The sequence below is a fragment of the Pseudoalteromonas sp. SS15 genome (genome assembly GCF_049257195.1).
In the GTDB taxonomy this organism is placed as follows: Bacteria; Pseudomonadota; Gammaproteobacteria; order Enterobacterales; family Alteromonadaceae; genus Pseudoalteromonas.
Window position 1 is genome coordinate 1 of record NZ_JBMMUD010000014.1, and the last position, 23,610, is coordinate 23,610.

The 23,610-nt window shown below is 44.1% G+C and carries 19 protein-coding genes and 1 tRNA gene; 5 read left to right on the forward strand and 15 right to left on the reverse strand.

What is annotated here, in order from left to right; genetic code table 11:
• From AAEU28_RS19880 to deoC, 15 genes are all read right to left on the reverse strand, one after another.
• The coding region (locus tag AAEU28_RS19880; protein ID WP_249297365.1) for a GTP-binding protein at positions 1-123 on the reverse strand (123 nt) is incomplete at its 3' end.
• A gap of 62 nt (positions 124-185) precedes the next feature.
• Positions 186-2,300 (reverse strand): elongation factor G, encoded by a 2,115-nt coding sequence (gene fusA / locus AAEU28_RS19885; protein WP_138632009.1) that lies wholly within the window; start codon positions 2,298-2,300, stop codon positions 186-188.
• A gap of 27 nt (positions 2,301-2,327) precedes the next feature.
• Entirely contained in the window at positions 2,328-2,798 is a 471-nt protein-coding gene (rpsG, locus tag AAEU28_RS19890; RefSeq protein WP_058028514.1) for a 30S ribosomal protein S7, read from the reverse strand.
• A 102-nt stretch (positions 2,799-2,900) separates the two neighbouring features.
• Positions 2,901-3,275, reverse strand: a complete 375-nt coding sequence (gene rpsL, locus AAEU28_RS19895; protein ID WP_010387308.1) for a 30S ribosomal protein S12 — start codon at positions 3,273-3,275, stop codon at positions 2,901-2,903.
• Between the two features lie 189 nt (positions 3,276-3,464).
• Positions 3,465-7,646, reverse strand: coding sequence for a DNA-directed RNA polymerase subunit beta' (rpoC, locus tag AAEU28_RS19900; RefSeq protein ID WP_421965655.1), 4,182 nt, complete (start codon positions 7,644-7,646; stop codon positions 3,465-3,467).
• 96 nt (positions 7,647-7,742) lie between these two features.
• Positions 7,743-11,768, reverse strand: coding sequence for a DNA-directed RNA polymerase subunit beta (rpoB, locus tag AAEU28_RS19905; RefSeq protein WP_421965656.1), 4,026 nt, complete (start codon positions 11,766-11,768; stop codon positions 7,743-7,745).
• Positions 11,769-12,031: 263 nt separating this feature from the next.
• Positions 12,032-12,394 carry a 50S ribosomal protein L7/L12 gene (rplL, locus tag AAEU28_RS19910; protein ID WP_058028511.1) on the reverse strand — a complete coding sequence of 121 codons (363 nt, stop codon included), beginning with the start codon at positions 12,392-12,394 and terminating at the stop codon, positions 12,032-12,034.
• A gap of 77 nt (positions 12,395-12,471) precedes the next feature.
• Positions 12,472-12,966, reverse strand: coding sequence for a 50S ribosomal protein L10 (gene rplJ, locus AAEU28_RS19915; RefSeq protein WP_421965657.1), 495 nt, complete (start codon positions 12,964-12,966; stop codon positions 12,472-12,474).
• A gap of 332 nt (positions 12,967-13,298) precedes the next feature.
• Positions 13,299-14,003, reverse strand: a complete 705-nt coding sequence (gene rplA, locus AAEU28_RS19920) for a 50S ribosomal protein L1 (RefSeq protein WP_404392765.1) — start codon at positions 14,001-14,003, stop codon at positions 13,299-13,301.
• 6 nt (positions 14,004-14,009) lie between these two features.
• Positions 14,010-14,438 carry a 50S ribosomal protein L11 gene (gene rplK / locus AAEU28_RS19925; protein ID WP_010387320.1) on the reverse strand — a complete coding sequence of 143 codons (429 nt, stop codon included), beginning with the start codon at positions 14,436-14,438 and terminating at the stop codon, positions 14,010-14,012.
• Between the two features lie 162 nt (positions 14,439-14,600).
• Positions 14,601-15,158, reverse strand: a complete 558-nt coding sequence (gene nusG / locus AAEU28_RS19930) for a transcription termination/antitermination protein NusG (protein ID WP_130256507.1) — start codon at positions 15,156-15,158, stop codon at positions 14,601-14,603.
• A gap of 4 nt (positions 15,159-15,162) precedes the next feature.
• The gene (gene secE, locus AAEU28_RS19935; RefSeq protein ID WP_390448884.1) at positions 15,163-15,540 is read right to left on the reverse strand and encodes a preprotein translocase subunit SecE; all 378 of its coding nucleotides are present in this window, start codon (positions 15,538-15,540) and stop codon (positions 15,163-15,165) included.
• Between the two features lie 132 nt (positions 15,541-15,672).
• A tRNA-Trp gene (locus AAEU28_RS19940) sits at positions 15,673-15,749 on the reverse strand.
• 142 nt (positions 15,750-15,891) lie between these two features.
• Positions 15,892-16,392: a hypothetical protein gene (locus AAEU28_RS19945; protein ID WP_421965658.1), complete on the reverse strand. Its 501-nt coding sequence runs from the start codon at positions 16,390-16,392 to the stop codon at positions 15,892-15,894.
• Positions 16,385-17,128: a deoxyribose-phosphate aldolase gene (gene deoC, locus AAEU28_RS19950; RefSeq protein ID WP_421965659.1), complete on the reverse strand. Its 744-nt coding sequence runs from the start codon at positions 17,126-17,128 to the stop codon at positions 16,385-16,387. Before deoC ends, AAEU28_RS19945 begins: the two co-directional genes overlap by 8 nt.
• Before the next feature lie 338 nt (positions 17,129-17,466).
• Between deoC and cysG the strand changes: the two genes are divergently transcribed.
• Genes cysG through cysC form a run of 5 tightly spaced genes read left to right on the forward strand, consistent with a single transcriptional unit; the run spans position 17,467 to position 23,608 of the window.
• On the forward strand, positions 17,467-18,888 hold the full coding sequence (gene cysG / locus AAEU28_RS19955; protein WP_421965698.1) for a siroheme synthase CysG: 1,422 nt from the start codon (positions 17,467-17,469) through the stop codon (positions 18,886-18,888).
• A gap of 37 nt (positions 18,889-18,925) precedes the next feature.
• Positions 18,926-19,825, forward strand: a complete 900-nt coding sequence (cysD, locus tag AAEU28_RS19960) for a sulfate adenylyltransferase subunit CysD (protein ID WP_058028504.1) — start codon at positions 18,926-18,928, stop codon at positions 19,823-19,825.
• Positions 19,825-21,240, forward strand: a complete 1,416-nt coding sequence (gene cysN / locus AAEU28_RS19965; protein ID WP_421965660.1) for a sulfate adenylyltransferase subunit CysN — start codon at positions 19,825-19,827, stop codon at positions 21,238-21,240. Before cysD ends, cysN begins: the two co-directional genes overlap by 1 nt.
• Positions 21,241-21,274: 34 nt before the next feature.
• Positions 21,275-22,999 carry an SLC13 family permease gene (locus AAEU28_RS19970; protein ID WP_421965661.1) on the forward strand — a complete coding sequence of 575 codons (1,725 nt, stop codon included), beginning with the start codon at positions 21,275-21,277 and terminating at the stop codon, positions 22,997-22,999.
• A 12-nt stretch (positions 23,000-23,011) separates the two neighbouring features.
• Positions 23,012-23,608, forward strand: a complete 597-nt coding sequence (gene cysC, locus AAEU28_RS19975; RefSeq protein ID WP_421965662.1) for an adenylyl-sulfate kinase — start codon at positions 23,012-23,014, stop codon at positions 23,606-23,608.
• Positions 23,609-23,610 lie beyond the last annotated feature (2 nt).

A 23,610-nucleotide genomic window follows, 5' to 3' on the forward strand; every position in this document is an offset into this window, starting at 1 on the left:
ACCGTATACTTTTGCAAGTACGTTAGTGATTGCTGCAGTTAGAGTTGTTTTACCGTGGTCAACGTGGCCGATTGTACCTACGTTTACGTGCGGTTTCGAACGTTCAAACTTTTCTTTTGCCATCTTAAAAATTTCCTATAAAAGAAATTAAAGTCCGATCCAGTATGAATCGGACCGAACTAAAATTATCTTACAGCGCGAGCTGCAATTATTGCCTCTGTAACGTTTTTCGCCGCTTCAGCATACTTGGAGAATTCCATTGAGTATGATGCGCGACCCTGCGTTGCAGAGCGAAGATCAGTTGCATAACCGAACATTTCAGAAAGTGGTACTTGAGCATTGACTTGCTTCAAGCCGCCAAACGCTTCTTCCATACCTTCGATCATACCACGACGACGGTTTAAGTCGCCTACTACATCACCCATGTTCTCTTCTGGAGTGATTACTTCAACTTTCATAACAGGTTCTAGGATAACTGGATCTGCTTCCAGCGCACCATCACGGAAACCTATTGAACCTGCAATCTTAAAGGCCATTTCGTTAGAGTCAACATCGTGGAAAGAACCATCGAATAACGTTGCTTTAACACCAAGTAGCGGATAACCAGCCAAAACACCTTGGCGCATCTGCTCTTGAATACCTTTATCAACCGCTGGAATATATTCTTTCGGAACAGCGCCACCTACGATTTCGTTCACGAATTCGTAAGTAGGAGATTCGTCGTCCGTAATTTCCATTGGTTCAAGTTTAAGCCAAACATGACCGTATTGACCACGACCTCCTGATTGACGTACAAATTTACCTTCAGCTTCCACTGAAGCACGAATTGTTTCGCGGTATGCAACTTGAGGTTTACCCACGTTACACACAACACCAAATTCGCGTTTCATACGATCAACAATGATATCAAGGTGAAGCTCACCCATACCAGAGATGATGGTTTGGCCAGACTCTTCATCTGTTTCAACACGGAAAGATGGATCTTCTGCAGCTAGTTTACCTAGTGCAATACCCATTTTATCTTGGTCAGCTACAGTTTTCGGTTCAACCGCTACAGAAATTACCGGCTCAGGAAACTCCATTCGCTCTAAGGTAATCACTGAGTCACTCGAACAAAGCGTGTCACCCGTAGTGACATCTTTCAAACCGATTGCTGCTGCAATATCACCCGCTCGAACTTCTTTAATTTCTTCGCGAGAGTTAGCATGCATTTGTACAATACGGCCTAAACGCTCTTTTTTCGATTTAACAGGGTTATAAACTGCATCGCCCTGCTTCACTGTACCTGAATAAACTCTAAAGAAAGTCAATGTACCAACAAACGGGTCAGTTGCAATTTTAAATGCTAATGCAGAAAAAGGTGCATTGTCGTCTGCTGGTCGAGTTCCTTCGGTTTCGTCTTCGAGGATACCTTGGATCTCTTTTACTTCTGTAGGCGAAGGCATGTATTCAACAACCGAGTCAAGCACTGCTTGAACCCCTTTGTTCTTGAATGCACTTCCGCAAGTCATTGGCACGATTTCATTGGCCAGTGTGCGTTGACGTAGCGCAGCTTTAATCTCAGCTTCGCTTAAGTCACCTTCTTCAAGATATTTGTCCATTAGCTCTTCAGACGCTTCAGCAGCAGACTCAAGCATTTCTGCTCGCCATTCTTCTGCTAGGTCTTGAAGGTCTGCCGGGATCTCTTCATAAGTGAAAGTCGTCCCCTGGTCCGATTCGTTCCAGTTGATTGCTTTCATTTTGATTAGATCGATAACACCTTTAAATTCGTCTTCAGCCCCAATTGGTAACTGAATTGGCACAGGTGTCGCACCTAAACGGTTCTTCACCTGATCCACAACTGCTAGGAAGTCAGCCCCTGTGCGGTCCATTTTATTTACGAAGATCATACGAGGAACTTCGTATTTATTGGCCTGACGCCAGACTGTTTCCGTTTGTGGTTGTACACCTGATGAAGCACATAAAACCACGACTGCACCATCAAGTACACGTAATGAACGCTCTACTTCGATAGTGAAATCTACGTGTCCTGGTGTATCGATGATGTTAATACGATGCTCATCAAACTGAGCATCCATCCCTTTCCAGAAACACGTTGTGGCAGCAGAAGTAATGGTAATACCACGCTCCTGCTCCTGCTCCATCCAGTCCATAGTTGCAGCACCATCATGAACTTCACCGATCTTATGAGAAAGACCCGTGTAGAACAGAACTCGTTCTGTTGTGGTGGTTTTGCCTGCATCTACGTGAGCACAAATACCGATGTTACGGTAACGCTCAATAGGAGTTGTACGTGCCATAATATCCTCTTAAAAGGTGTTAGCAGACTACCAACGGTAGTGAGCGAATGCTTTGTTCGCTTCAGCCATACGGTGAACGTCTTCACGTTTCTTAACCGCAGTGCCTTTGTTGTCAGCTGCATCAAGCATCTCTTGAGCTAGACGAAGGCCCATTGACTTTTCGCCACGCTTACGAGAAGCGTCAACTAACCAACGCATACCTAATGCGTTACGACGTACTGGACGTACTTCAACTGGAACTTGGTATGTAGAACCACCAACACGGCGAGATTTAACCTCAACCGCTGGACGTACATTTTCAAGTGCAGCTTCAAAGATTTCTAGGTGCGACTTGCCTGATTTCTCAGCAGCCACGTCTAACGCACCGTAAACGATTTTTTCAGCAGTAGATTTCTTGCCGTCTAACATTACTACGTTAACGAATTTAGCAAGAAGTTCTGATCCGAACTTAGGATCTGGAAGAATTTTACGTTGACCTATAACGCGTCTTCTAGGCATTTTATTTCTCCGGTATCTTCAGGTTCGCTTTACTTCAGCGACTCCCAAAACAAAATATAAAAATTAAAAATTTAAGTGCTTGGCCTTACTAACGGAGAACCATTAGCCCTTAGGGCGTTTAGCACCGTACTTAGAACGACCTTGTTTACGGTCATTTACGCCTGCACAGTCAAGTGCACCACGAACAGTGTGGAAACGTACACCCGGTAAGTCTTTAACACGACCACCACGGATTAGGATAACACTGTGTTCTTGAAGGTTGTGACCTTCACCACCGATGTATGAAGTTACTTCGAAACCGTTAGTTAAACGTACACGCGCTACTTTACGTAATGCAGAGTTTGGTTTCTTAGGTGTTGTTGTATATACACGAGTACATACACCACGTTTCTGTGGACAAGCTTTAAGAGCAGCAGAGTTGCTCTTTGTAACCTTGCTACGACGTGGCTTACGCACTAGCTGGTTAATAGTTGCCATTAAATAGCTCCTGATTAATTACTACTGAAAAATGAAAAAATCTGCCCTATTTAAACATTCTTTTATTCGAACGAATAAATGGGTGGCGGAATTTTAATGAGCAAAGATTGAGCTGTCAACCAAAAAATAACGGGCAAGCCTGATTTCTCAGGCTTGCCCGTATTATATTTTGCTATTTAGTGGGAAGAATTACTCTTCGCCACCTAATAGATCAGCGTTCAGTGCATCAGTTAATGCTTGAGTTGCCTCTTCAGCACTTACTGTTTGCTCTTCAACTGGAAGCTCAACTTGCTTGCGACGGTTCATACGCTCTTGGTGATACGCGAAACCTGTACCGGCTGGGATCAGACGGCCTACGATTACGTTCTCTTTCAAGCCACGTAGCTCATCGCTCTTACCATTTACTGCTGCTTCCGTAAGAACACGAGTTGTTTCTTGGAATGATGCTGCAGAAATGAAAGATTCTGTTGCAAGAGACGCTTTCGTAATACCCATTAGCTGAATTTCATACTTAGCTGGGATCTTACCTTGCTTCTCTAAGTCACGGTTTGCAATGCTAACGCGCGCCACTTCAACTTGTTCACCAGCTAAGAACTCAGTATCACCACCGTCTAGGATGATGCACTTACGTAGCATTTGGCGAATGATCGTTTCGATGTGCTTATCGTTAATCTTTACACCCTGTAAGCGGTAAACTTCTTGTACTTCGTTAACGATGTAGTTAGATACATCAGTTACACCACGAAGACGAAGGATATCGTGCGGAGACTCTGGACCATCGGCGATAACTTCACCTTTAGAAACCATCTCACCTTCGAACACGTTAAGCTGACGCCATTTCGGGATCATCTCTTCGTATGCATCACCCTCTTCAGGTGTGATAACAAGACGTTTCTTGCCTTTTGTCTCTTTACCGAAGCTCACAACACCTGTGATTTCTGCAAGGATTGCAGGATCTTTTGGCTTACGCGCTTCGAATAAGTCAGCAACTCGAGGTAGACCACCCGTGATGTCACGAGTCTTCGAACCTTCTTGTGGAATACGCGCTAGAACCTGACCAGGTGCCGCTGTTGCGCCATCTGTGATTTCAATCGTTGTGAATGAAGGTAGACGGATCTCTTGAAGACCACGTTCTTCGTTCTCAATGATTAGCTTAGGCTCTTTCGCATTAACCTTAGATAGGTCTTTAACAACAACACGTGTTAAACCTGTAAGGTCATCAGTCTGCGCTTCTGTGTTGCTATCATCAATGTCAGAGAATGACACTTTTGATTCATGCTCAAGAATGATTGGGTGACTGTGCGGATCCCATGTTGCAACGATATCGTTACCTTTAACTTCTGCACCATCTTGTACAGAAAGTACAGCACCGTAAGGTACCTTATAACGCTCTTTCTCACGACCGTGATCATCAATGATAGTGATCTCAGTTGAACGTGAAGTGATAACAATCTTACCGTCAGTGTTTAATACATATTTTGCATTATGTAACTTCAGGCTACCGTTGTTTTTAACTTGTACGCTGTTTTCTGCTGACGCTCTTGATGCAGCACCACCGATGTGGAATGTACGCATCGTAAGCTGTGTACCCGGCTCACCGATTGACTGAGCAGCGATTACACCTACTGATTCACCTGCGTTGATGATATGACCACGTGCTAGGTCACGACCGTAACAGTTAGCACATACACCGTAGTCGTTATCACATGTGATAACTGAACGTACACGTACTTCGTCTACCGAGTGCTCTTCTAAAAGGTCACACAGTTTTTCGTCAAGCATGATGTTACGCTCAACAAGTACTTCGTCAGTACCTGGCTTTAAGATGTCTTCAGCAACAACACGACCTAATACACGCTCGCGAAGTGGCTCAACAACGTCACCACCTTCGATTAGCGGTTTCATTGTTAGACCATCTAACGTGCCACAATCGTCGTTTGTGATAACTAAGTCTTGTGCAACGTCTACTAGACGACGAGTTAGGTAACCCGAGTTCGCTGTCTTAAGTGCTGTATCGGCTAGACCTTTACGCGCACCGTGCGTCGAGATGAAGTACTGTAGTACGTTTAGACCTTCACGGAAGTTCGCCGTGATTGGTGTTTCGATGATTGAACCATCTGGACGTGCCATTAGACCACGCATACCCGCTAACTGACGGATCTGAGCGGCACTACCACGTGCACCTGAGTCGGCCATCATGAATACCGAGTTGAAAGAAGGTTGCTCTTCTTCTTCACCCTGTGCATTCACAACTGTATCTTTCGATAAGTTCGCCATCATTTCACGTGAAAGGTTTTCGTTAACACGTGACCAGATATCGATTACTTTGTTGTACTTTTCACCCGCAGTTACAAGACCTGATTGGAACTGTTGGTTAATTTCAGATACTTCCGCTTCAGCTGCTTCAATGATGCCCGCTTTCGTCGGTGGGATTACCATATCGTTAATACCGATAGATACACCTGACTTCATCGCGTAGTGGAAACCTGTGTACATCACTTGGTCAGCAAATACGACTGTGTCTTTAAGACCTAGACGACGGTAACACTCATTTAGAAGTGCAGAAATCTGCTTCTTACCTAATGCACGGTTAATAAGCTCAAATGGTAAGCCTTCAGGTGTGCTTAGAGAAAGGATCGCACGACCAACAGTTGTGTCTACAACAGAAGTCTGTTGAGAACGCTCACCAGTCTCTTCGTCGATAACAGTTTCTGTAATACGAACTTTAACGCGAGCATGAAGTTCAGCAACACCTGTACGGTATGCTTTTTCAGCTTCTTTCGCATCTTTAAATACAATGCCTTCACCTTTGGCATTGATGCGATCACGCGTCATGTAGTAAAGACCTAATACAACGTCCTGTGAAGGAACGATAATAGGCTCACCGTTCGCTGGTGATAGAATGTTGTTCGTTGACATCATTAGTGCACGAGCTTCTAACTGTGCTTCTAATGTTAACGGTACGTGTACCGCCATTTGGTCACCATCGAAGTCAGCGTTATACGCCGCACACACTAGTGGGTGTAGGTGGATTGCTTTACCTTCGATTAGTACAGGTTCAAACGCTTGGATACCAAGACGGTGAAGTGTTGGTGCACGGTTAAGTAGAACCGGATGCTCACGGATCACTTCGTCTAGTACGTCCCATACCTCTGGTACTTCACGCTCAACCATCTTCTTCGCAGCTTTGATGGTTGTCGCCATGCCGCGGCGCTCTAGCTTACCGTAGATGAATGGCTTGAATAGCTCAAGTGCCATCTTCTTAGGAAGGCCACACTGGTGAAGCTTAAGCGTAGGACCAACTGTGATTACAGAACGGCCTGAGTAGTCAACACGCTTACCTAGAAGGTTTTGACGGAAACGACCTTGCTTACCTTTGATCATGTCTGCAAGCGACTTAAGTGGACGCTTGTTAGAACCTGTGATCGCACGACCGCGACGACCGTTATCAAGTAGCGCATCAACCGCTTCTTGTAACATACGCTTTTCGTTACGTACGATGATATCTGGTGCAGCTAAGTCAAGTAGACGCTTAAGACGGTTGTTACGGTTAATAACACGACGGTAAAGGTCGTTCAGATCAGACGTTGCAAAACGACCGCCATCTAGTGGTACTAGAGGACGAAGATCTGGTGGAAGAACCGGAAGCACGCTCATGATCATCCACTCAGGGTTGTTACCTGATTGGTGGAAAGATTCCATAAGCTTAAGACGCTTAGTGATTTTCTTACGCTTAGTTTCAGAGTTGATTGTTGGTAACTCTTCACGCATTTCTGCGATAAGCTGACCTAGGTCTAGTTCTTTAAGTAGATCAAGTACAGCTTCTGCACCCATCTTAGCTTCGAACTCATCACCGTGTTCTTCAAGTGCATCAAGGTACTCTTCTTCGCCTAGTAGCTGACCGCGCTCTAGCGTTGTCATACCAGGCTCAGTTACTACGAATGATTCGAAGTAAAGTACGCGCTCAATGTCACGAAGTGTCATATCTAGCATTAGGCCGATACGAGACGGTAATGACTTAAGGAACCAAATGTGTGCAACTGGGCTAGCTAGCTCAATGTGACCCATACGGTCACGACGTACTTTAGTTAAAGTAACTTCTACGCCACACTTTTCACAAATAACACCACGGTGCTTTAAGCGCTTATATTTACCACATAAACACTCATAATCTTTTACTGGGCCGAAAATACGGGCACAGAATAAGCCGTCACGCTCAGGCTTGAACGTACGATAGTTAATTGTCTCAGGCTTTTTAACTTCACCGTAAGACCAAGAACGTACCATGTCTGGTGAAGCAAGACCGATGCGGATCGCATCAAATTCTTCGGTCTTATTTTGTTGCTTCAAAAACTTAAGTAAGTCTTTCACCTTAGCTCTCCTGTCGGAGTTAATCTCGAGGGCAAGCAATGCTTGCCCCTACATTCTTTCAGTCCGGGGAGCCGCAGCTTAGCTGCGGCTGTCGGATTAATTTTCTTCCAACTCGATGTTGATACCTAGTGAGCGGATTTCTTTCAACAATACGTTGAATGACTCTGGCATACCCGGTTCCATCTTGTGGTTACCGTCAACGATGTTCTTATACATCTTAGTACGACCATTTACGTCATCTGACTTAACTGTCAGCATCTCTTGAAGTGTATAGGCAGCACCGTATGCTTCTAATGCCCATACCTCCATCTCACCGAATCTCTGACCACCGAACTGTGCCTTACCACCCAGCGGCTGCTGAGTTACTAGGCTGTAAGAACCAGTAGAACGCGCGTGCATCTTGTCGTCTACTAAGTGGTTTAGTTTCAGCATGTACATGTAACCAACAGTTACTTGACGCTCAAACGCATCACCAGTACGACCATCATATAGCGTTACCTGACCGCTACGTGGGTAACCACCTAGCTCAAGAAGGTCTTTGATCTCTGATTCACGTGCACCATCAAATGCTGGAGTCGCGATAGGTAAACCACCTTTCAGGTTGTGCGCAAGACGACGAACTTCATCATCAGAGAAGCTAGCAATATCAACTTTCTGACGGCAATCACCTACTGCGTAAGCTTTTGCAATGAAATCGCGCATTTCGTGAATTTCACGCTGCTCTTTCATCATCTCTTCTAGCGTTTCACCGATACCACGTGCAGCCAGACCCATGTGTGTTTCTAAGATCTGACCGATGTTCATACGAGATGGTACACCCAGTGGGTTAAGTACGATATCTACAGTACGACCTTTGTCATCGTATGGCATATCTTCTACTGGTACGATTGTCGAGATAACACCCTTGTTACCGTGACGACCAGCCATCTTATCACCCGGTTGGATACGACGTTTAACAGCTAGGTATACTTTAACAATCTTAAGTACGCCTGGTGCTAAGTCATCACCTTGAGTGATCTTGCGACGTTTGTTTTCAAACTTCTTGTCGTACTCAGCTTTAAGCTCATCGTACTGTGCAGCAAGTTGCTCAAGATCAGCTTGTTGCTGCTCATCAGCTAGGCTCTGAGTTAGTAGCTTGTCAGTGCTTAATTCAGCTACTTTCTCTTCACTTAGACCCGCTTGTACAAGTAATGTGCGTACGCGTGTTAAAATACCGCCTTCAAGAATTCTGAACTCTTCGTTGAAGTCTTTCTTCGCTTCACGAAGCTGCATTTCTTCAACTTCTAACGCACGCTTGTCTTTTTCAACGCCGTCACGAGTGAATACTTGTACGTCAATAACTGTACCAGTTACAGAGTTTGGTACGCGTAGTGAGCTGTCTTTAACATCAGATGCTTTTTCACCGAAGATAGCACGTAGTAGCTTTTCTTCAGGAGTAAGTTGCGTTTCGCCTTTAGGTGTTACTTTACCTACAAGGATGTCGCCACCTTTAACTTCTGCACCGATGTAAACAACACCAGACTCATCCAGTTTACCAAGTGCAGACTCACCTACATTTGGAATATCAGCTGTGATCTCTTCAGGACCAAGCTTAGTATCACGTGCGATACACTGAAGTTCTTGAATATGGATTGTTGTTAGACGATCTTCTTTTACAACGTTCTCAGATAGTAAGATTGAATCCTCGAAGTTATAACCATTCCATGGCATGAATGCCACGCGAAGGTTTTGACCTAGTGCTAAGTCACCTAAGTCAGTCGAAGGACCATCTGCTAATACGTCACCACGTACAACCGGCTCACCAACCATACAAGTAGGTTTCTGGTTGATACACGTATTTTGGTTAGAACGTGTGTATTTAGTTAAGTTGTAAATGTCGATACCCGCTTCACCTGGGATGCGCTCTTCTTCATTTACGTTAACTACGATACGGCTTGCGTCAGCATACTTAACAACACCGCCACGCTTAGCAACGATTGTTACACCAGAATCTTTTGCTAGTGTACGCTCGATACCTGTACCTACTAACGGCTTATCAGCGCGTAGTGTTGGTACTGCTTGACGTTGCATGTTCGATCCCATTAGTGCACGGTTAGCATCATCGTGTTCTAGGAATGGGATTAGTGCTGCTGCAACTGAGATAACCTGCTGAGGTGATACGTCCATATATTGGATGTCATCACGACCCATAAATGTCGATTCACCTTTGTGACGACATGGGATTAACTCATCAATAAATTCATTGCTGTCGTTCAGGTTCGTGTTCGCCTGAGCGATTACGAATTGACCTTCTTCGATAGCTGATAGGTAATCAACTTCGTCGCTTACTACACCATCAACAACTTTACGGTATGGTGTTTCTAAGAAACCATAGTCGTTAGTACGTGCGTATGTAGAAAGTGAGTTGATCAGACCGATGTTTGGACCTTCAGGAGTTTCGATAGGACAAACACGACCGTAGTGTGTTACGTGTACGTCTCGAACTTCGAAGCCTGCACGTTCACGTGTAAGACCACCCGGACCTAATGCAGAAATACGACGCTTGTGCGTCACTTCTGAAAGCGGGTTGTTTTGGTCCATGAACTGTGACAGCTGTGAAGAGCCAAAGAATTCTTTAACTGCTGCTGAAATAGGTTTCGCGTTGATTAGGTCTTGAGGCATTACATTGTCAAGATCACCTAAGCTTAAACGCTCACGAACAGCACGTTCAACACGTACTAAACCAACACGGAATTGGTTTTCAGCCATTTCACCTACAGAACGGATACGACGGTTGCCTAGGTGGTCGATATCGTCCACTTCGCCTTTACCGTTACGAATATCGATCAATACTTTCATTACTGATACGATATCTTCCTTGCTCAGTGTACCTGGGCCTGTATCTGAATCATAACCTACACGGCTATTGAACTTCATACGACCTACAGTTGATAGGTCATAACGCTCTTCAGTGAAGAATAAGTTTTCGAATAAAGCTTCTGCAGCTTCTTTCGTTGGTGGCTCACCAGGGCGCATCATACGGTAGATTTCTACAAGTGCTTCTAAGCGGTTTGTAGAAGAATCGATACGTAATGTATCTGAAATGTATGCACCACTATCTACATCGTTGATGTAAAGTGTGTCAATTTTAGCGTGACCAGCTTTAACTAGCTCAGCCATTAGCTCTAGTGAAAGTTCAGCATTCGCTTCTGCGATGATTTCACCAGTAGACTCATCGATGTAGTTTTTCGCTACTACACGACCAATGATGTACTCATGTGGTACTTCAAGTTGTGTAATTTCTTTCTTTTCAAGAGTCTTGATATGACGAGCAGTAACACGACGACCGGCTTCAACGATCACGTCACCGTCTTTGTCTTTAATATCAAATGCAGCTGTTTCACCACGAAGACGTGAAGGAACAAGCTCCATTAATACTTTACCGTTAGCAACTTCGAACGTAGTCGTTTCGAAGAACATTGCTAAGATCTCTTCAGATGTAAACTCTAAAGCACGTAGAATGATAGACGCCGGTAACTTACGACGGCGGTCGATACGTACATAAAGGTTATCTTTTACATCAAATTCAAAGTCTAACCATGAACCACGGTAAGGAATAACACGTGCGTTATAAAGTACTTTACCTGAAGAGTGTGACTTACCACGGTCGTTATCAAAGAATACACCAGGTGAACGGTGTAGCTGAGAAACGATAACACGCTCTGTACCATTGATTACAAAAGTACCGGTATCGGTCATGAGCGGGATTTCGCCCATGTAAACTTCTTGCTCTTTAATGTCTTTAACTGTGCCTGGTGCTTCTTTATCCATTAGCACAAGACGTAATTTTACGCGAAGTGGAGCAGAATAAGTCACGCCGCGAATTTGACATTCTTTTACATCGAATACTGGCTCGCCAATACGGTAACTTACGTATTGGAGCTCAGAATTACCCGAGTAGCTTTTAATAGGGAAAACAGAGCGGAATGCAGCTTCCAGTCCATAGTCGCCTACAGCGTCAGGATTCAAGAATTTTTTGAACGATTCTAACTGTGTAGACAGTAAGAAAGGTATATCCAAAACTTGTGGACGTTTACCAAAATCCTTACGGATACGTTTCTTTTCAGAATAAGAGTAAGCCATGGGGTTCCTCAGCTTGCTGATCTTTGACCCAACCTGTTCTTGTAAGAACAGCATTACTGGCATCTAAGCCATGATAACAACATCTCATTGTTGCACTAAATGCCACTGCTATTAGCAAAAACTTAAGTTATTGAAATAAAAGTGAAATTTAGAGTTTTTTGCGTCTAGTAAATATGAACATACTAGAGCGCAAAAGGGCCGGTGATTAAATAATCACCAGCCCTTGCCTGATTGCTCAGGCAGCGAACCTAGCCGTAGCTAGATTACTTGATCTCAACTTCAGCACCAGCTTCTTCAAGATCTTTCTTAAGTGCTTCAGCTTCTTCTTTAGAAACAGCTTCTTTGATTGGCGCAGGAGCAGACTCAACAAGAGCTTTTGCTTCTTTAAGGCCAAGACCAGTTGCACCACGTACAGCTTTGATAGCAGCAACTTTGTTACCGCCAGCAGCAGCTAGGATTACGTCGAACTCAGTCTTTTCTTCAGCAGCTTCAGCTGGACCAGCAGCAACAACAGCAGCAGCTGCAGTTACGCCGAACTTTTCTTCCATTGCTTCAACTAGTTCAACAACTTCCATTACTGACATTTCAGCAATCGCGTCAAGGATTTGGTCTTTAGTTACAGACATTGTAAATTTCCTAATTAATTACGAACCCATGAGGTTCAAAAAAATTTTTAAATGAGAAAGAGAATAAAGGCTTAAAATTAAGCAGCTTCTTCAGCTTTCTTAACGCGAACTGCTTCAATTGTTTTACACAATTTGCCAGCAGACGCTTCTTTCATAGCGCTCATTAAGCGTGCAACAGCTTCGTCGTAAGTAGGTAGCTTAGCAAGCATATCTACGTCAACGATATTGCCTTCGAATGCAGCAGACTTAAGCTCGAATGCTTCGTTCTTTTTCGCGAAATCTGAGAAGATACGCGCAGCAGCACCAGGGTGCTCTGAAGAGAAAGCGATTAGGCTTGGGCCTACTAGAGACTCGTTAAGGCACTCATAGTCAGTACCTTCAACAGCACGTTTAGCTAGGGTGTTACGAACAACCTTCATCCAAACGCCTGCTTCACGAGCTTCTTTACGAAGAGCAGTGATAGCATCAACTGTCACACCACGAGAATCTGCAACTACTGCAGATAGAGCACCTTTGGCAACTTCATTAACTTCAGCAACAATTGCTTTCTTGTCTTGAAGGTTTAAAGCCATGGGTGTTACTCCTGGTTAATTAAAAACCTAATGGTTTTCAGTTCTACTCTTACCTCAACAAAAATGCTGAGGTGCTTTTTACGGCGAGAGCCAGAAGATTAGGAAAATCTAGCTGGGATTCACACCGTCTACGTAGGGATTATTAAGGCTTTCACCACCTACGGTCTTGGACGGAAACGCAATTTATCGTTTGATTGTAGACCAAATGGTTAACAATACTACGAAATTATGCGCTTCAACCCGAATTCTTTACTTCGCAGAGAACACATTCTCAACGAAATGGCGCAAAATTATAGTTCAAATTTTACGCCATGTAAATGCTAATTTCTAAATTACGCTACTTGCGTGTTTAGAGTAGCTTGGTCAACAGCAACACCTGCGCCCATAGTTGTTGAGATGCTTACTTTCTTCAAGTAAGTACCTTTCGCTTGAGAAGGTTTAGCCTTCTTAAGCGCAACAAGTAGTGCTTCAAGGTTTTGTTGTAGCTGTTCAGCAGTGAAGTCAACTTTACCGATAGTCGTGTGAACGATACCGTTCTTGTCGTTACGGTAACGAACCTGACCAGCTTTAGCATTTTTAACTGCTTCTGCAACGTTAGGCGTTACAGTACCAGTTTTAGGGTTAGGCATAAGACCACGTGGACCTAGGATTTGACCTAGTTGACCAACAACGCGCATTGCATCTGGAGAAGCAACAACAACGTCAAAGTTCATTTCGCCTTTCTTAACTTGCTCAGCAAGATCTTCCATACCTACTAAATCAGCACCCGCTTCTTTAGCAGCTTCAGCGTTTGCGCCAGCTGTGAATACAGCAACGCGAACGTCACGGCCAGTACCGTTTGGAAGTACAGTTGCACCACGAACGTTTTGGTCAGATTTACGTGCATCGATACCAAGGTTAACAGCAACGTCAACACTTTCAGTGAATTTAGCAGTAGCTAGTTCTTTAAGAAGAGCAACAGCTTCGTTGATTTCGTACTCTTTAGTTACGTCAACTTTTTCGCGGATTACGCGCATACGCTTAGTTAATTTAGCCATTCTCAATTACCCTTCTACATTCAAGCCCATTGCACGTGCAGAACCTGCAATCGTGCGTACAGCTGCGTCCATATCAGCAGCAGTAAGATCAGGACGTTTAGTCTCAACGATCTCTTCTAGTTGAGCACGTGTTACTGTACCCACTTTTTCAGTGTTAGGACGGCCAGAACCAGACTTGATGCCAGCTGCTTTCTTAAGAAGGTAAGAAGCAGGTGGAGTTTTCATGTCGAAAGTGAATGAACGGTCGTTGTAAACAGAGATGATTACAGGAACCGGAGCGCCTTTCTCGATAGACTCTGTACGTGCGTTGAACGCTTTACAGAATTCCATGATGTTTACACCGTGTTGACCTAGTGCAGGACCTACTGGAGGACTAGGATTAGCCATACCAGCAGCAACTTGTAGCTTGATTAGAGCTTCAACTTTCTTTGCCATTTTAAATAACCTCGTTAGTTGGGTCTTTGCCTTGTGCGCGCGAGGACGCGTACTCAAGCGGCTTCCCAAATTAAAAAAATCTGTGCTTTTGTTATACTAGATAACAAAAGGCCGCTGATTATAGATTAACCAGCGGCCTTTTTCAATCTCTTCGAAAAGAAATTATTTGTCTTTTTCTACCTGACCAAATTCTAGGTCAACTGGCGTAGAACGACCGAAGATAAGAACAGACACTTTTAAGCGGCTCTTCTCATAATCAACCTCTTCAACTACACCACTGAAGTCTGCAAATGGACCATCGTTTACGCGTACCACTTCACCCACTTCAAATAATGTTGCAGGCTTAGGCGCTTCAGCATTTTCTTGAATACGGTTAAGAATACGGTCAGCTTCTTTTTTGCTGATTGGTGCTGGACGATCAGACGTACCACCAATGAAACCCATTACACGTGGCGTGCTGTTTACTAAGTGCCAGCTCGCATCGTTCATGTCCATTTCAACTAGAACATAACCTGGGAAGAACTTACGCTCAGATTTGCGCTTTTGACCAGCACGCATTTCAACTACTTCTTCAGTAGGGACTAGTACTTCACCAAAGCTATCTTCTAAGCCTTCGATCTTAATGTGCTCAATGATTGTTTGAGCAACGCGCTTTTCGAAACCCGAAAACGCTTGAATTACGTACCAGCGTAATTTCTTTTCTTTGTTCTCATCCGACATGGGATCAGATCTCCAATCCAGTTAAAAAGCCAACAACACGGAATAAAATGCCGTCTAAACCCCAAAGGATTAACGCCATTACCACTGTTGCTAGCATTACGATAAAAGTTGTATGCGTTGTTTCTTGACGCGTTGGCCAAACAACCTTGCGTACTTCAATTCTAGACTCTTTTGCAAAAGCAATAAAAGTACGACCTTTTTCAGTAGTTGCCAGTAGACCTAAAGCGGCTGCTACTGCAACAACAACACCTACCGCACGCACTAACACAGATAGGTCAGCGTACATGTAATTACCTACAACTGCACCTAATAGCAATGCAATTGATACTAGCCACTTAACCGTATCCATCGAGTTTGACGGAGTTTCTACATTCGTGCTCATAAAAAATTTACCTTAAATACAGACACAACGACCCTGCATATGGCAGGGTAAATCCATTAATCCAAATCTACAAATAAGCGAGAGGTTCATTGAACGGCCACATTATTTTAGGTTTAGACTAGCTGTATGAATTGGCAGGGGCGGCAGGACTCGAACCCGCAACCATCGGTTTTGGAGACCGCTGTTCTACCAATTGGAACTACGCCCCTGCAAAGTGGAAGCCCATTATACTGACGAACAAAGCGAAAACAAGAGTAAAAGATGCGCAAATTTTAATTTTGTCAAATCTTGCGACAATCTCATGTTACCAATGGTCATAAATCAAACAGAAATACTCACGTATTTTAACGATTATGCCAGCTGTAACAGGTCTCCATGATGAAAATCACATAATAACCAGATTTGCTCAAATGGGTGGGTATCAGGAAAGCATAATTGTGCCTGCACGTTTTTAAAATCATCGTAATGCCAAATCGGACTGGCGTTGCGGATCAACAACCATGTCCGCTCTGATTGATAGCTTTTCTTGGCTTTTTGATTTAATAACCGTCCTAACGCCACTTTAAGTTGCTGCTCAGATGGCGTCTGTGACATCGCAGCTAGCTCTCGCTGCATCGATAACGATAGCGGTCTACCAAGAACTGCCATGGCCTCAGTTTCACTGGCATACAAATGCGCCACTTCAATGTCGAGTTTTTGATCGCCTTGATAACAGCTGACATCGGGTTTTCGTGGCTCATTATGCCAGATATGGCGCATAGGGGTGCCATACGCCTTTTCGTAACATTTTAAAAATAACTTGGCCGCTTCATGCTCAAGTTCTATTTTTTCTTGCTCGCTGTATCTATGCATCTAAAGTGTTATGAATATCTTTTAATAAGCCTGATGCGCCGAATCTGAATTGCGCTGGCGTCAAACTATCGCATTCGAGCTTTTGTTCAGCAAGTCGTAAGTAAGCACTCGCATCACTCACTGTTCTTACCCCACCGGCGGCTTTAAAGCCCACTTTTCGACCTGATGTTTTAATTGCATCAAGCATAATTTCAGTTGCTTCTAAAGTGGCATTAACAGGCACTTTGCCGGTGCTGGTTTTAATGAAATCTGCACCCGCCTCTATCGCTAGGATACTTGCTTTGCGAATAAGCTCAGGCGCTTTTAGCTCACCGCTTTCTATGATCACTTTGAGACAAGCATCATATTCGGTGCATAACAGCTTGCTCTTATGAACAAACAATTTTGTATTCTCAAGCTCGCCCTGTATCACTTCTTTATAGGGGATCACTAAATCAATTTCGTCAGCCCCGTCTAATAAAGCTTGTTTTGTTTCAGTAAGCACAGATTCTAATGACTGCTCACCATCATAAAAATTTGTCACTGTTGCAACTTTTACTGACTGCCAGTTTCTTCGTCTCAGTTCTTTTTTTACTAAACCAACAAATTGTGAATAAACGCAAATGGCAGCTGGCAGACCTATCTCAGGGCGCACACTATCTAGCAATGCCAATATAGACTGCTCTGTATCGTTTTCATTTAAAGATGTAAGGTCCATTAGGGACAGTGCTTGTGCTGCATCTTGTTGTATTGTCATGGTACTTTCCCGTATATGTGTAAGTCATTCACCATAATTAAGCGAATGTATTACCTCAATCCTAGGGCATTTGTCCGCTAAAGACTCTGCTCAAAATCAAATTTACCTGTTTAGCATATCTCATAACCAAACATAATAAGCTAAATTAGACAGCTAAAACTTAGCTCAAGGGCTTGTAAATAAAGCCTTAAACCAAATCAAACCCCCTTCTATAACTTTTAGTTATATAGACTAGGTTTTAATTATTTTTTCCTGTTTCAAAGCCGCTATATTCTGCTGCTCTGTAATGTTCTGCACGATAAAAATAGCAGAATGTGAGTATAACTAAGGGGCAAATGGTGCAGTACTTACCTATCTTTACCAAACTTGATAACAAACCGGTGCTGGTTGTCGGCGGCGGTGATGTTGCACTTCGTAAGGCGCGTGCGTTTTTAAAAGCACGTGCGGATGTAACGATTGTGGCCCCTGAGTTCTGCCATGAGTTACTCGAAGCCGAGCAAGATGGCGAAGTTACGCTCATTAAAGACTATTTTAATGAGTCTCACCTTGCAGGCAAAATGCTTGTTATTGCTGCTACGGATGTTGAGTCTGTTAATAACACCGTATTTGAATTGGCAAACCAGCATAATATTTTCGTCAACGTGGTAGACGACCAGCCTAAGTGCTCGTTTATTTTCCCGTCTATTGTTGACCGTGATCCAATCACCATTGCTATTTCAAGTGCGGGGACTGCGCCAGTTTTAGCTCGACGTTTACGAGAGAAGTTAGAAACCCTTATTCCACAACATATTGGCCCATTAGCTACCCTAGTAGGCAGTTTCAGAGATAAGGTAAAAGCACGCTTTAAGCATTTTGCCGATCGCCGTCAATTTTGGGAAAGCGTGTTCGATTCAAGCGTGGTGAGTAAAGTACAGGTAGGCAATACCGAAGCTGCGACCGAACAGCTACACGAAATGCTCGACGCTAAAGCTGAGCCAGAAGGCGAAGTATATGTAATTGGTGCAGGCCCCGGTGATCCTGAGCTACTAACACTCAAAGCGCTTCAACTTATGCAACAAGCTGATGTTGTGGTGTATGACTACCTCGTCTCTGATGAGATTATGGATTTAGTTCGTCGCGATGCAGATTTAATTTGTGTCGGTAAACGCCTTAACTACCACAGTGTTAAGCAAGAAGACACCAATCAGATGTTGGTCGACCTTGCGAAACAGGGCAAAAAAGTCTGCCGTATTAAAGGTGGCGATCCGTTTATTTACGGTCGTGGTGGTGAAGAAGTACAAGTACTGAAAGCCCATGATGTACGTTATCAAATCGTACCGGGCATTACAGCTGCAGCCGGGTGTAGCGCCTATGCAGGTATTCCTTTGACACATAGAGATCATGCACAGGCAATCCAGTTTGTAACAGGTCACTGTAAAAAAGACGGCCAAGAATTAGATTGGCAAGGGCTTGCTAAGCCTAATCAAACATTGGCAATTTACATGGGTGTGATCAAATCACCGCATATTCAGGCTAAGTTACTTGAACATGGCCGCAGTGCTAGCACCCCTGTGGCAATCGTTGAAAATGGTACCCGTAAGAATCAACGCGTGGTTAGAACCGAATTAGGTCAATTGGCCGAACAAATTGAGGCACATGAGATTGTCTCACCAGCACTACTGATTATCGGAGAAGTAGCTGCTTTACATGAAGAGTTAGCTTGGTTTGGGCAAAGTGCACAGATCAGCAGTTTTGCTCAGCCACTGACCGATGTGGCGTAACGATTTTATTTTTTAATTTTTAAGTAGGACGACGACAATGGCTTTAACACACCTTCAGCAATTAGAAGCTGAAAGTATAAAGATTATTCGCGAAGTCGCAGCCGAGTTTGAAAACCCAGTGATGCTTTACTCTATCGGTAAAGACTCATCGGTACTTCTACACTTAGCGCGTAAAGCATTCTTCCCAGCGAAAATTCCTTTCCCTTTACTACACGTAGACACAGATTGGAAATTCCGCGAGATGATCGAATTCCGTGACCGCTTAGCAAAAGAATATAACTTTGACTTAATCGTCCACAAAAACCCAGAAGGCATTGCCATGGGCGTGGGTCCGTTTACGCACGGTTCAGCTAAACACACTGACGTGATGAAAACACAAGGCTTAAAACAAGCACTAGACAAATACGGCTTTGATGCTGCTTTTGGTGGTGCGCGTCGTGACGAAGAAAAGTCACGAGCGAAAGAGCGTGTGTACTCATTCCGTGATAAGCACCACCGTTGGGACCCTAAAAACCAACGTCCTGAGCTTTGGAACACCTACAACGGTCAGGTTAACCCGGGCGAATCAATCCGTGTATTCCCACTGTCTAACTGGACTGAACTAGACATTTGGCAATACATCTACCAAGAAAATATCGAAATCGTGCCATTGTACCTTTCTGAAAAGCGTCCAGTTGTTGAGCGCGACGGTACGTTAATCATGGTTGATGATGAGCGTATGCCATTAAACGAAGGCGAAGTGCCTGAGATGAAATCTGTGCGTTTCCGTACATTAGGCTGTTACCCATTAACCGGTGCGGTTGAGTCAGAAGCAAACACACTGACTGGCATCATCGAAGAAATGTTGCTTTCTACCTCTTCTGAGCGTGAAGGCCGAGTAATTGACCATGATTCATCAGGCTCGATGGAGAAGAAAAAACGTGAGGGGTATTTCTAATGTCTACGGCAAATGAAGTAAGAGAATTAGGTATCGACGCTTATCTAGCGCGCCAACAAGACAAAAGCCTTTTACGCATGATGACTTGTGGTAGCGTAGATGACGGTAAATCAACGCTTATCGGTCGTCTATTACACGACAGCCACCAGATTTATGAAGATCAGCTTGCTGCACTTCATAAAGACAACGAAAAAGTGGGTAACGCTGGTGAAGAGCTAGACTTAGCACTGCTGGTTGACGGTCTACAAGCAGAGCGTGAGCAAGGTATTACCATTGATGTTGCGTATCGCTATTTCTCAACGGCGAAGCGTAAATTCATCATCGCAGATACACCAGGGCACGAGCAATACACACGTAACATGGTAACGGGCGCATCTACCAGTGACCTGGCTATCATCTTAGTTGATGCGCGCTACGGTGTGCAAATTCAAACTAAGCGTCATAGCTTTATCTGTGATTCATTAGGTATCAAGCAATTCGTTGTTGCCATCAACAAGATGGACATCGTGGACTTTGACGAAGCTGTATTTGAAAAAATCAAAGCTGACTACTTGAAATTTGCTGAGCAGTTAAACGTATCTGACATCAAGTTTGTGCCTATGTCAGCACTTAAAGGCGACAACGTCGTAACGCGTTCTGAGCACACACCGTATTACACAGATAAACCACTGCTTGAGCTACTTGAAGATTCTCCAGCAGCACAAGCGAACACAGACTTTGAAGCGCGCTTCCCTGTTCAGTATGTGGTTCGTCCAAATCTTGATTTCCGTGGCTTCCAGGGCACGTTAACATCGGGCTCATTAACGGTTGGTCAAGCGGTTAAGGTATTACCATCTGGCAAGCAATCTAGCATCAAAGAGCTCGTGACCTTTGATGGTAACTTAGAGCAAGCGCAAACAGGTCAAGCATTCACAATTACATTAAACGATGAAGTTGATGTAAGCCGTGGTGATGTGATCGTGCCTGCTGACTCAACAGCTGCTGTAACAAACCAAGTGCAAGCAAAACTTGTGTGGATGCACGAAGAGCCATTAGTGCTAGGTAAGAGTTATAACTTCAAGCTAGGTAGCAAAAACACTGCTGCTATCGTGAAGAAGATTGACCATACCATTGATGTAAACACCTTAGAGCAAGGTCAAGCTGATAGCCTACAGTTAAACGAAATTGCGATTGTGACGCTAGAGCTGACTGAAAGCATTGTGGCTGATGTATATCGCAACAACCACGAAACTGGCGCATTCATTCTGATCGACCGTTTATCAAACCTGACGATTGGTGCAGGTATGATCGAAGCGTTGCTTTCAGAGCAAGCAACGAAACACTCAGAGTTTAGCGACTTTGAAGTTGAGTTCAATGCCCTAGTTCGCAAGCACTTCCCGCACTGGCAAGCGCTTGATATTACCAAGCTTAAATAAGCTATTTATGCCTGTTATGTGGAGCTAAAGCTAGATGTACGAACAGATCATATTAACAGGCATTATGCTGGCATTGGTGGGTTGCCTCTTTGGCACTCGCCTAAATCCAGCTTGGTTATTTGTCGGTGCCATTGGCACCGGCTATTTAACTGGTCTCATTGAGTTAGAAGAGATGTTAGCCAACTATGCTAACCCGTCTCTTATTACCCTTATTTTGTTGATCTTGGTGTCGATTGCCATCGAGAAAACAACCCTAGTGCAAGGTCTTGCTCAATCGTTAGCAAAAGGCAGTCTTTCTAAATCAGTCATGAAGCTTGGCTTATCGACTGCGTTTTTATCGTCTTTTACTAATAATACCGCAGTGGTGGCGTCGTTAATTTCAGCGATAAAAGACAGCCCAACCCACTCGCCTTCCAAATTATTATTACCGCTGTCTTATACCGCCATTTTAGGGGGCACCTTAACCCTTATCGGCACCTCTACAAATTTAATCGTCAATGGTTTTGCCGTTGAAGCGGGCATGCAACCATTGGGCTTTTTTGATTTTACTTTAGTGGGCTTAGGCGCACTCAGTGTCGGCCTGATCACCATTATCGTGCTACTGAAGTATTTACCTGATCACGGTAAACAAGACCAAGAAGTGGTGCCTTTTTACCTTGAAGGCAAAGTCGAAGCAGGCTCAAAACTGATTGGCCGCACCGTAGAAGAAAACGGTCTGCGTGATTTAAAAGATTTATTCTTAGCTGAAATCATTCATGGTGACCGCCGTATTTGTGCCGTGACGCCTCAGCAAGTTATTCAACAAGGCGACACTTTATTGTTTGTTGGTGACATCAAATCAGTGCCTTTATTACAACGTTTTGATGGTTTGAAAATAGTCCATGACAAGCATGAAAAAGACGTCGAGCATTTAGTCGAGGTGGTGATCAGCCAATCGTCTCGCTTTGTCGGTAAAACTGTCAAAGAGGTGCGTTTCCGTGAGCAAGTTCACGCAGCCGTCATTGCTATCCGCCGTGGTCATGACCGCCTGCAAGGGGGTCTAGGGCAAGTGCGCTTGCAAGCGGGTGATTCCCTTATTTTAGCACCGGGCTCTGAGTTTTATCAGTTACCTAATTTAAAGCGTGAGTTTGTATATATTTCTGGCCTTGATTTACAAACCCACCTTAAGCCGAAAAAGTCTAATTTAGTATTAGCGGGTTTTGTGGCTGTTATCGGGTTAAGCATTTTTGATGTTGTGCCGCTGGTTAAAGGGTTGCTGGTATTCTTAATCGCGCTATTTTCAATGGGTGCAGTAAAAGTGACAGAGCTAAAGCGTCGCTTCCCGATTGAACTACTTGCAATTGTTGGAAGTGCAATAGGTTTGGCCAAACTCATGATAGACACCGGACTGGCATCACAAATATCCGATGCCCTGTTTTATCTACTTGGCGACTTCGGTCCATATGGCGCTTTTATCGCTATTTTTGTGATGACCGTCATTTTCACTGAGCTTATTACCAACAATGCAGCGGCAGCGCTTTCTTTCCCTGTGGCCTTTGCACTCGCCATTGGCTTTGATGTGAGCCCACTCCCCTTTGTAATGGCGGTGGCATTTGGTGCATCGGCGAGTTTTATTTCACCATTTGGCTATCAAACCAACCTCATGGTGTACAGTGCAGGTAACTACCGTATTAAAGACTATGTTACGGTCGGCTTACCGCTTTCAATTATTTATTCAATCACGGTGTTGACCTTAATACCGCTGGTTTTCCCTTTTTAAATAGGTGATGCAATGGATGAAAATATCGTTTGGCATAACTATGCCGTAAACAAGTCACAACGCAGCGAGCAAAAAGGTCACAAGCCAGTGATTTTATGGTTCACCGGCTTTTCAGGCTCAGGTAAAAGTACCGTTGCAGGCGCACTAGAAAGTGCCCTTCACCAGCAAGGTGTGCACACTTACCTACTCGATGGCGACAACGTGCGCCATGGTTTATGCAAAGACTTAGGCTTCAGCGATGCAGACCGCGTCGAAAATATTCGCCGTGTTGGTGAGCTAAGCAAGCTTATGGTAGACGCGGGGCTTGTGGTACTCACCGCGTTTATCTCACCATTCCAAGCTGAGCGCGACATGGTACGTAACCTTGTCGGTGACGGTGAATTCATCGAAGTCTTTTTAGATACACCGTTAGATGTCTGTGAGCAACGCGACCCGAAAGGCTTATACAAGAAAGCGCGCGCAGGTGAAATTAAACACTTCACTGGCATAGATTCAGATTACCAAGTGCCTGTTAATCCTGAGATCCGCATCGATACCAGCGCGAATAGTCTTGAACAATCAGTACAACAACTGGTAGCGTATCTGAAAGACAAGCAAGTAATTGGATAAGT